The organism is Cryobacterium sp. TMT4-31, from assembly GCF_004403385.1.
Taxonomy (GTDB): domain Bacteria; phylum Actinomycetota; class Actinomycetes; order Actinomycetales; family Microbacteriaceae; genus Cryobacterium; species Cryobacterium zongtaii.
Genome location: NZ_SOGI01000009.1, coordinates 22,300 through 32,453, shown reverse-complemented (window position 1 = coordinate 32,453; position 10,154 = coordinate 22,300). Strand labels below are relative to the sequence as shown.

The following is a 10,154-nucleotide window of genomic DNA, read 5'->3' as shown; positions in this document are numbered from 1 at the left end:
ACGGGTTGGGGAACTAGACAGCTCCACCCTCCACCGGAGGTCTTCGTCATTTCAAGACGTCACACATCAACCAACGTCCCTGGGCAGTACACCTAGCCGCGGGGACGGCGGGTGCGCATGCTCAGCTGCACCGCCACCGCGGCGATCAGCATCAGCACCACGGCAATGATCGACGTGACACCCACCCCGCTGTCGAACGCGGCCTTGGCCGATTCGGTGAGCGCGTGAGCGTCGGCGGCGGGCAGCTCGCCGGCCACGCCGAGCGCACCACCGAGGGTCTCGCCGGCCTGGGCGGCCGCGCCCCGGCCGAGCCCGTCGGGCAGCACCACGCTGGCCCGGTAGGACGCCGCGAGGATCGCGCCGAGCACGGCCGTGCCGAGCACGGCACCCAGCTCGTAGGCGGTCTCGGAGACCCCGGCCGCGGCACCGGCCTTGTCCGGCGGCACCGAGCTGAGGATGGTGTCGTTGGAGATCGTCTCCGCCGCGCCGACGCCCACCGAAAGGATGCCGAAGGCCAGAACCACGACGCCGGCGGTGAGGTTCTCCCGCAGCAGCACGATCAGGCCGAAGCCCACCGCGGAGAGCAGGATGCCGCCCACGATCACCAGGCGCGGCGGCACCCGCCGCACCACGTAGGCCGAGGCCAGGCCGGCCACGACCGACAACACGGCCCCGGGCAACAGCAGCAGGCCGGCGGCGAGCGGGTCGAGGCCGAGCACCAGCTGCAGGTGCTGCGACACGAAGAACAGGAAGCCGACCAGGCTGAACACGGCGAGGAAGTTGGCCAGCACCGACCCGGCGAACGGGGCGTGCTGGAACAGGGTGAGGTCCAGCAGCGGGTTGTCGATCCGCAGCTGGCGGCGCAGGAACATCGCCCCGGCCAGCAGGCCCAGCAGCAGCGCGCCGACACCGAGCACCCCGACACCGTCGTGAGTGAGGGTTTTGATCGCGAAGACCAGCGGGGCGAGGGTGAGCAGCGACAGGGCCACGCTGAACAGGTCGATTCGGAGCGGCGCCGGGTCCTTCGACTCGGGGATGAGCACCCCGGCGAGGGCGACGAGCGGCAGCAGGAACGGCACCGCGATGAGGAACACCGCACCCCAGTGGAAGTGCTGGAGCACCACACCGCCGACGATGGGGCCGAGGCTGGAGCCGGCCGCGAAGGCGCCGGCCCACACCGCGATCGCCAGGGTGCGCTGACGGGCATCCAGGAACAGGCTGCGCAGCAGCGACAGCGTGGAGGGCATGATCATGGCGCCGAAGAAGCCCATCACCGCGCGGGCCACGATGAGCATCTCGGCGGTGGGCGCGAACGCGGCCAGGGCCGAGACCACGCCGAACCCGGTCGCGCCGATCAGCAGCAGCTTGCGGCGGCCGACCCTGTCGCCGAGGGTGCCCATGGCCACCAGCAGCCCGGCGAGCACCAAGGGGTAGATGTCGACGATCCAGAGCAGAGTCGTGCTGCTCGGGCGCAGGTCCAGGCTGATAGCCGGCAGGGCGAAGCTGAGCACGGTGTTGTCCACCGAGATCAACAGCACCGGCAGCATCAGCAGCACCAGGCCCGCCCATTCGCGGCGGCCGGCGCGGGGTACGGCGGTGGAGAGGTCGGAGGTGCGGATGTCGTCTGTGGTGCTCATGTCTACCTGGCTGAAGATTCGGGGTTCCGGGAACGGCGAGTTTTACTGCACCATCGGGTACAGCAGATTTAGACTATACCACCAAGTACAGTAAAGTGGCGGTCATGGCCCAACACCGCGACAGTGCCCGCGAGAGCATCCTCACCGCGTTCCAGGAACTGCTCATCGGCACCAGCGGGTCCGGAGCGTCGCTGGACGCCGTCGCCCGTGCAGCCGGCGTCACCAAGGGTGGGCTGCTCTACCACTTCGGTTCCCGCGACGGCCTGGAGACGGCGCTCATCGACCGGCTCGAGAGGCTGGCCGACGCCGAATACCAACGGATGCGCGCCGCACCGGCCGGCGCCGCCGCGTCCTACGTGGCGATGGCGGAGTACGTGAACAGCCCGCTGGACCGGGCGACCCTGGCCGGCGGATCCCTGGCCCGCCGCAACCCGCGCGCCCACGCCGTGATCGTGGACATGCGGCGACGCTACTTCGACATCCTCAATGAGGACCTGCGCGACCCCGACCTGGCCCGGGCCACGATGCTTCTGGCCGACGGGCTCTACTACGACGCCACGACCATCGGCGAGCCCTTCGAACACGAGCTGGACATCCCCGCGTTCCTGGCCCGCCTCACCCCGCGAACTGTGAGCTGAGCACCCGAAACCGCCGGTTTTCAGGGGTCAAGTCTCAGCTCGCGAGCGGTTTAGGCGGCCTCGGCGACCTCGGCGGCGGCGACCGCCCGATAGAGGGACGCCAGCAGCAGGGGCAGCTGGCTGGCTGGCGCATCCGGTGCCTCGGGGTGCCACTGCACGCCGGTGATCGGGAGGGTGCGGTGCTCGACGGCCTCGACCAGACCGTCGGGGGCGGTCGCCACGGGACTGAGGCCGGCGCCGAGCCGGCCGACGCTCTGGTGGTGGGCGCTCTGCACCGAGATGCGGGTGTCGCCGAGCGCCGCGGCGAGGGTGCTGGTGGAGCGGAGGACGACGGCGTGGGTTGAGAGGATCTCGTCGACGGGCACGCCGATGTTGCGGTGGATGCCGTCGTCGATGTGCTGGACGAGGTCGCCACCGAGGGCGACGTTGATGATCTGCAGTCCGCGGCAGATGCCGAGCACCGGGGTGCCCCGGTCGGCGGCGCGCTGCACGAGCGCGATCTGGCCCTCGTCGGCGTCGATGAAGTGCGGCGTCTCGCCCGGGTAGCCGGCCCGTGCACCGTAGAAGCGCGGGTCGATGTCTTCGCCGCCGACGATCACCACGGCATCGGCCGAGTCGGTGAGGTCCAGCAGCGCGGGGGCGTCGAGGTCGGCGGCGGCCAAGCGTACGACGGTCCAGCCGCCGTCGGTGCCGGCGTCGACGACCGTGGCGTTGAGGGTCTGCACCTTGGCGTGGTACTCCGGGCGATCGGGCCGGCTGCGGGTGACCTCGATGACGGCGAGGGTGGGCCGTTCGGGCAGTGACGGCGCGGGCAGGGCGGTCATGGTGGCGAGCTGGGTGGTGGTCATGACTCGCCTCCGTGACGGGATCGGGTGGTGGGGTGCGAATGGTGCGGGTTCCAGTGTGCCCGAGCCGCGCCATCGGCATCCGGTTCGCAGTAACAGGGCGCAACAGTGCCGGGGGTTCTATGCTCGACACGTCACCGCATCCGAGGGAGATCATCCATGCAGCCCAGCCGTACGCGCATACGACCGGCACTCCCCCGGATAGGCGCGGCCGTGCTGCTCGGGGCCGTCCTCGCCGTGCTCGGGGCAGGAGTCGGCGAACCGCAACCCGCCAGGGCGGATGACCCGGTGACGTTCGATCAGAGTCACATCGTCGACACCGTCGGAGCGCTCGGAGACCGGGAGCCCGAGGTGGTCGCCGCCCTCGATGAGCTCTTCGCCGGCACCCAGATCGACCTGTTCGTGGCCTACGTGTCGAGCTTCGACGGGGTGGACGACACGTCGACCTGGGCCGACCAGACCGCCGTGGACAACGGGTTCGGCGACAACGATGTGCTGCTGGCCGTGGCCACGGATGACCGGCAGTACCAGCTGTCGGTCGCCACCGACTTCGTGCTCGACGAGGCCCAGCTCGCCGAGGTGCAGAACACCGCCATCGAACCGTCGCTGCGGGAGAACGATTGGGCCGGCGCCGCCATCAACGGTGCCGCAGCCATGGAGCAGAGTGTGGCCGGCGAGCCCCTCAGCGCCCCCGTCATCACTCCTGGCGAGGCCAGCCCGAGTTCCGGCGGCTCCGGCGGCGGTTTTCCGCTCTGGATCGCCGTGTTGCTGGTGCTCGCCGTGGTTGGTGGCATCGTCGCGATCGTGATCGTGGTGCTGCGGCGGCGCGGCACCGCCCCCGTCACCGGCCAGGGCAAGCCCACTGACGAGGTGCCGACGGCCGAGCTGAAACGGGAGGCGTCGAGCGCGCTGATCGAGACTGACGACGCCATCAAGACCAGCGGCCAAGAGGTGGGCTTCGCGCTCGCCTCGTACGGGGCTGCCGCCGCGGAACCCTTCCAGGCCGCCGTGAGCGGCGCGGCCGGCAAGCTCAGTCAGGCGTTCACTTTGCAGCAGCGCCTCGACGACGCCGAACCCGATACCGAGGAGCAGGTGCGGGCCTGGTACCGCCAGATCATCGCCCTGTGCGCCGAGGCCAACCGTGCCCTCGACGAGCAGGCCGCCGCCTTCGACGAGTTGCGCCAGCTGGAGGCTAACGCCCCGGCCGCCGCGGCCGAGCTCGACACCGAGCTGGCTGCCGTCGATGCCCTCCTCGACCAGGCCGAGGCCCGGGTGGCGGAACTCGCCACTCGGTACGCCCCCGCCGCGATCGACACCGTCGCCGACAACCCCGAGCAGGCCGCCGAACGGCTCACCTTCGCCATCAACGCGCTGGCCGAAGCCCGCACCCAGCTCGCCGCCGGCGAACCGGGCGCCGCGGCCGTGGGCATCCGCGCAGCTGAGGAGGGCATCGACCAGGCCAAACTGTTGGTCGACGCCGTCGACAGGCTGGCCGCCGACCTGCAGCGGGCGGAGGCCGGCATCCCTGCGATGCTCGCCGACCTCGACACCGATCTGGTCGCCGCCCGCTCGCTGCCCGCTGCGGGCGAGGCGTCGGCCGCGGTTCCCGGGGTGATCGCCCGCACCGAGCAGACGCTGGCCGAGGTGCGCGCCAGCCTGGCCGCGCCGCCGATCAACCCGATCGAGCTGCTGCGCACCCTCGAGGCCGCGAATGCCGCCATGGATGCCGCGCTGCAGGGGGTGCAGAACGCCCAGTTGCAGGCGCAGCGCCTGCAGGCGGCGTTGGCCCAGAGCCTGCAGTCCGCGCGCAGTCAGGTGTCGGCGGCGGAGGACTTCATCACGGCCCGGCGCGGTGCGGTCGGCGCCGAGGCGCGCACCCGCCTGGCCGAGGCCGGCCGGTTGACCGCGCAGGCCGACTCCCTCGTTGCCAGTGACCCGGCCGCCGCGCTGGCCGTGTCCCAGCGGGCCGGCTCGCTGGCCGCGGAGGCGACGGCCATGGCCCGGCGCGACGTGGACAGTTTCTCGACCAATGACGATGACTTCGGAGACTTCTTCGGCGGTGGCGGGGCCAGCCGGCGCGGCGGCAGCAACGGCTCGATGGGAGCCGTGCTCGGCGGCATCCTGATCGGCCAGATCCTCGGCGGCGGCGGTGGGGGCGGCGGCATGTTCGGTGGCGGCAGCGGTGGCGGCTTCGGAGGGATGGGCGGTGGCGGTCGTCGCAGCAGTGGCGGCGGCTTCGGCGGTGGCGGACGCCCCGGCAGCTTCGGCGGCAGCGGCACCCGCGGCCGGCGGGGCGGTGGCGGCCGCTTCTAGAACTCGCCTGAACCTCCCGCCGCGAGATGACAGTTGAGGCCCCTTAGATGCTCAGGAAGCGGCCTGAAGTGGCGACTCGCCATCGGCATGCCGCAACAGACCCTTTCAACGAGCCGGAAGGGGCACTGTGCCGCAACTGCGCGAGACTCCTACCGCCCGAGCGCGAACAGGGGCGGGGCCGGGATGTCGACCGTCAGGTCGGCGAGGATCCGGCCGACGGTGGGGGTGAACTTGAAACCGTGGCCGGAGAAGCCGGCGCCCACGATCACCGGGCCGCGCCGGTCGAGCACGAAGTTCGAGTCCGGCGTGGTCGTGTAGGTGCAGCTGATCGCGGCGAAGTCGTCGGGGTCGGCGCCAGGCAGCCATTCTCGGGCGTAACGGCGCAGGGCCAGCAGCTGCTCGGGCTCGGCGGTGAAGTCCCGGTGGTCGGGGTCGACGACGGGGCCCACGCCGTGCCAGCCGGCCTTGATGCCCTCCCCCGGTGTGTGCATTCCGTAGACCGGGGACCGCCAGTACCCGTAACCGGGCGTGCCGGGCCGGTAGCCGTGATTGAAGCCCGGCCAGGTGAAGCTGGTGTCGAGCACGGCGAAGTGCGCCGGCTGCTCCTGGGTGACCACCAGGCGCGGCAACGGCAGCAGCCCGGCGAGCAGGGTGTCCGTCCAGGCGCCGAGCGTGACGATCACCCGTTTGGCCTCGAACTGTTCGGTGTCGGTGTCTACCAGCACCCTGTCATCGCCGATCACCGTCAGCCGGGTGGCCGGCATTCCGTGCTCGATGCGCGCGCCGTGGGCGGCCGCAGCGGTCTGCAGTGCGTCGACCGACGCATCCGCGTTCAGGCGGCCGGCCTCCGGCGTGTAGAGCACCTCGGTGTCGAAGCGGATGCCCGGCCAGCGTTCCCGCGCGGCGTCGACGGCCAGCAGTTCGGGGTCGAACCCCACCGAGGTGAGGGCCGCGTGCACCGCCGCGAACGGTTGACCCTGGCCGTGGTTGACCAGGCCCACCTGCTCGAGCAGCGTGGTGTCGGTGTCGTCCTCGAGCTCCCGCCAGAGCCGCAGCGCCTCTACCAGCATGGCCACGTAGGTGGGGTCGGAGTAGCTGAGGTTGAAGTTGCGGGAGGCGCCGTGCGAGGCGCCGGTGGTGTGCCCCCGGTCGAAGCGTTCCAGCAGGGTCACCTCGCGGCTGCGGCGGGACAGCTCCCAGGCGGCCGCTGAGCCCATTGCGCCGCCGCCGAGCACCAGGGTGTCGACACGGGTGGTCATCCGAGCACCTGGCGCACTGTGAAGTCGAGGGCGGCGACGGTGAGGGCGATCGAGGCCACGTCGATGCGTTCGTCGTTGCCGTGGAACAGCATCCGGAAGGTGCCGTAGTCCCAGCGCGGGCTGAGCAGGCCGAAGCCGTAGGCGGGGATGCCGCGGCGCCGGTAGAACCGGGCGTCGGAGCCGCCGACGCTGAGCACCGGCAGCAGGTCGGCGTTCGGGTAGGCGCGGGCGACCGCGGAGCTCAGCGCGGCGAACAGCGGGGTGTCCACCGAGGAGCGGGTGGCGGCCTCGAACCTGTCGCCGACGATGTCGATGTCGACCATCAGCTCGCCGAGGGCGTGGCGCAGGTAGGCGTCCACGTGGCCGGCGTCGGTGCCGGGCAGCACCCGGATATCGAGGTCCACGGTGGCCAGCGACGGGATGACGTTTTCCTTGGTGCCGGCGCGCACGATGTTGGGCGAGATGGTGGTGTGGCTTGAGGCGTGAGCGAAGCCGGCCAGGGTGCCCAGCTCGTGCACGGCGTCGTCGATACGGGCCGGGTCGGTGAGCCGCTCGGCCAGCTCGGCGGGCAGGCCGAGCACCGACACGTAGTGCCGCCAGTCCGCGGTGATCTGCACGGGCGCTTCGAACCGGGCCAACCGGCTCACAGCCTCGGCGGCGATCACGGCGGCGTTGCGGGCACCCCAGGGCGCCGAGCCGTGGCCGGGGGTGCCGTGCACGACCAGGCGTCGGCCGGCAATGCCCTTCTCCCCCACCGTGGTGGTGATCGACGGCCGCACGCCCACGGGCGCGCCGCCGGATTCGGTGAGCACAAAGTCGGCGTCGATGAGGTCGAGGCGGTGCTCGGTAAGCCAGCCCACTCCGTGCCGGCTGCCGCTCTCCTCGTCGGCGACGGCCGCGAAGACCAGGTCCCCGCGCGGCCGGAACGGGCCCATGGCGAGGTCGCGGATCACGACGGCGTAGCTGGCGGTGAGGTAGAGCATGTCCAGGGCGCCCCGGCCCCAAATCTCGCCGTCGACGAGCTCGGCGGTGAACGGGTCGCGGCTCCAGCCGTCCAGGTCCACCGGTACGACATCGGTGTGGCCGACCAGGGCGAGCGACGGGGCGGTCTTGTCGGTGCCGCGGAGGCGGGCGATCAGCGATGCCCGGCCGGGGTGCGGTTCCACCACCTCGAGCTCGAGCCCGGAGCCGGCGAAGAACCCCTCGAGGGTGCGCACGCTGCGGATCTCGCCGCCGGAGTCGGCGGTGCCTTCGTTCACACAGGCGTTGCGGATGAGATCGCGCAGCAGGTCGACGGTCTGGCGGGTGAGCACATCCGGGTCGGTCATCAGCGCACCATTCCCGCCAGGCTGTGGGCGAACTCGTCCAGAATGGCCCGGCCGGCCGGCCAGGCGCCGAGCTTGCTGGCCGCGTTGAGGTGCCCGGCGTTGCCCACGTCGACGAAGCCGGCGCCCCATGCGGCCGCCAGGTTACGGGCGGTGCCGAGAGCGCAATACGGGTCGTCAGCACTGGCGATCACCAGGGCGGGGACGCCGAGCAGGACCGGTTCGACCGAACGGAAGCTCGGCGCCGCCTGCGGGAACCCTGCTCCGAACCGATCCGGCGGCGCCACCAGCAGGGCGCCGCGAACGCGGCCGGGGTTCTGCGCCAGCCAGGCCGCGGCGGCCAGGCAGCCCAGGCTGTGCGCCACCAGGATCGTGTCCGGCGTGGTGACGGCCGCGTCCACGGCGGCGATCCAGTTCTCGAGGTCAGGCTCGTCCCACGAGGCCGGGCGGATGCGCACGGCATCCGTCTGTGTCGCCTGCCAGCGGGACTGCCAGTGCTTCTCGTTGGAGTCGTTGATGCCCGGCACGATCGTCAGGCTCAGGGGGGTCGGCATGCAACACACACTATCCGCCGCGGCGACGCTGCCGATGAATCGGGCGAAGGTGCAGGGGAACGCGGTAGCTTCTTAGCGTTGACACCCTTCGAAAGGACACTCACATGACCAAGCAGTCGATCTTCGGCCGCATCGCCCAGCTCACCCGGGCGAACATCAACGCGATGCTGGACTCCGCGGAAGACCCCCAGAAGATGCTCGACCAGATGGTGCGTGACTTCACCAACAGCATCGCCGATGCCGAAAGCGCGATCGCCGAGACCATCGGCAACCTGCGCATGCTCGAAGACGACCACCGCGAAGACGTGCAGGCCGCCGGCGAGTGGGGTCGCAAGGCCCTCGCCGCCAGCCGCAAGGCCGACGAACTGCGCACGAATGGCAACGCCGCCGACGCCGACAAGTTCGACAACCTGGCCAAGGTGGCCCTCGGCCGCCAGCTGCAGTCCGAGAAGGAGGCGAAGGACGCCGAACCGCAGATCATGAGCCAGACCGCCGTCGTGGAGCAGCTCAAGACCGGCCTGAACACCATGAAGACCAAGCTGGGCCAGCTCACCGCCAAGCGCAGCGAACTCATCGCCCGGTCCAAGACCGCTGCCGCGCAGTCGCAGGTGATGGATGCCGTGAAGAGCATCGACATGATGGACCCCACCAGCGAGGTCAGCCGGTTCGAGGAGAAGATCCGCCGCGAAGAGGCCAAGGTGCGTGGCGCCAGCGAACTCGCCGCATCCAGCCTCGACGCGCAGTTCGAGAGCCTCGACGACCTCGGTGAGCTCACCGAGGTGGATGCCCGCCTCGCCGCGCTCAAGGCCGGCTCGCCCTCCTCGATCGAGCAGTAGCGCACCGCCTCACACAGCGTGAATCCGGAACGGCCACGGGAATACCCCGGGGCCGTTCTGTATTGTCACCACCATGACTACTCTCGGAATCATCGGTGCCGGTCATATCGGCAGCCAGCTCGCCCGCCTCGGCGTGGCCAACGGATACGACGTCGTGGTGAGCAACTCCCGCGGTCCGGCGACCCTCGAGGGCCTGGTGGCCGAACTCGGGCCGCGGGCCCGCGCCGCCCTGCCCGCAGAGGCCGCCGCGGCCGGTGATCTGGTGATCGTCACGATCCCGCTGCACGCCATCGACACATTGCCGCTGCCCGAACTGGCCGGCAAGCTCGTGATCGACACCAATAACTACTACCCCCAGCGGGACGGCAACATCGTGGCCCTCGACGAGGAGACCTCGACGACCGCCGAGCTGCTGCAGGACCTACTGCCGGACGCCAGGGTCGTGAAGGCGTTCAACCACATCTACGCCGCGGACCTCACCACCGACGGCCAGCCGGCCGACTCGGCGAATCGCCGTGCCCTCGTCATCGCCGGCAACGACCCCGAGGCCCGCGCGGTCGTCACTGCGCTGCTGGACGACTTCGGTTTCGACACCGTGGACCTCGGCCCGCTGAACGAGGGCTGGCGGATCCAGCGCGACACCCCGGGCTACGGCCCGCGGATGGACGAATTCGAGCTGCGCGAGGCGGTGAGCGCGGCCATCCGTTACCGGGACATGCCGCAGGCGGTCTAGGCCGACGCCCCCGA

General features: G+C 70.9%; 9 protein-coding genes. 4 read left to right on the top strand and 5 right to left on the bottom strand.

Annotation, left to right across the window (positions count from 1 at the left end):
* Nucleotides 1-92: 92 nt before the first annotated feature.
* Nucleotides 93-1,637 (bottom strand): MFS transporter, encoded by a 1,545-nt coding sequence (locus E3T19_RS01945; RefSeq protein WP_088455378.1) that lies wholly within the window; start codon nt 1,635-1,637, stop codon nt 93-95.
* Between the two features lie 104 nt (nt 1,638-1,741).
* Here E3T19_RS01945 and E3T19_RS01940 point away from each other — a divergent pair, with 104 nt between their 5' ends.
* Nucleotides 1,742-2,275 (top strand): TetR/AcrR family transcriptional regulator, encoded by a 534-nt coding sequence (locus tag E3T19_RS01940; RefSeq protein WP_134407955.1) that lies wholly within the window; start codon nt 1,742-1,744, stop codon nt 2,273-2,275.
* A 50-nt stretch (nt 2,276-2,325) separates the two neighbouring features.
* On the opposite strand, the gene E3T19_RS01935 is transcribed toward E3T19_RS01940, so the two are convergent.
* Nucleotides 2,326-3,123 carry a gamma-glutamyl-gamma-aminobutyrate hydrolase family protein gene (locus E3T19_RS01935; RefSeq protein WP_241979937.1) on the bottom strand — a complete coding sequence of 266 codons (798 nt, stop codon included), beginning with the start codon at nt 3,121-3,123 and terminating at the stop codon, nt 2,326-2,328.
* 210 nt (nt 3,124-3,333) lie between these two features.
* Here E3T19_RS01935 and E3T19_RS01930 point away from each other — a divergent pair, with 210 nt between their 5' ends.
* A complete protein-coding gene (locus E3T19_RS01930; protein ID WP_241979934.1) occupies nt 3,334-5,433 on the top strand; it encodes a TPM domain-containing protein in 2,100 nt (699 codons plus the stop codon).
* A 149-nt stretch (nt 5,434-5,582) separates the two neighbouring features.
* Here the strand turns inward: E3T19_RS01930 and E3T19_RS01925 are convergent, their stop codons facing one another.
* Genes E3T19_RS01925 through E3T19_RS01915 form a run of 3 tightly spaced genes read right to left on the bottom strand, consistent with a single transcriptional unit; the run spans nt 5,583 to nt 8,571 of the window.
* Nucleotides 5,583-6,692: an FAD-dependent oxidoreductase gene (locus tag E3T19_RS01925; RefSeq protein ID WP_134407953.1), complete on the bottom strand. Its 1,110-nt coding sequence runs from the start codon at nt 6,690-6,692 to the stop codon at nt 5,583-5,585.
* Nucleotides 6,689-8,020: a M20/M25/M40 family metallo-hydrolase gene (locus tag E3T19_RS01920; RefSeq protein WP_134407952.1), complete on the bottom strand. Its 1,332-nt coding sequence runs from the start codon at nt 8,018-8,020 to the stop codon at nt 6,689-6,691. Before E3T19_RS01920 ends, E3T19_RS01925 begins: the two co-directional genes overlap by 4 nt.
* On the bottom strand, nt 8,020-8,571 hold the full coding sequence (locus E3T19_RS01915) for an alpha/beta hydrolase (RefSeq protein WP_166788763.1): 552 nt from the start codon (nt 8,569-8,571) through the stop codon (nt 8,020-8,022). The genes E3T19_RS01920 and E3T19_RS01915 overlap by 1 nt, the downstream gene beginning before the upstream one ends.
* A 104-nt stretch (nt 8,572-8,675) precedes the next feature.
* On the opposite strand from E3T19_RS01915, the gene E3T19_RS01910 reads away from it, so the two are divergent.
* Nucleotides 8,676-9,407: a PspA/IM30 family protein gene (locus tag E3T19_RS01910; protein ID WP_088455373.1), complete on the top strand. Its 732-nt coding sequence runs from the start codon at nt 8,676-8,678 to the stop codon at nt 9,405-9,407.
* Between the two features lie 73 nt (nt 9,408-9,480).
* A complete protein-coding gene (locus tag E3T19_RS01905) occupies nt 9,481-10,140 on the top strand; it encodes an NADPH-dependent F420 reductase (protein WP_134407951.1) in 660 nt (219 codons plus the stop codon).
* Nucleotides 10,141-10,154: the final 14 nt, after the last annotated feature.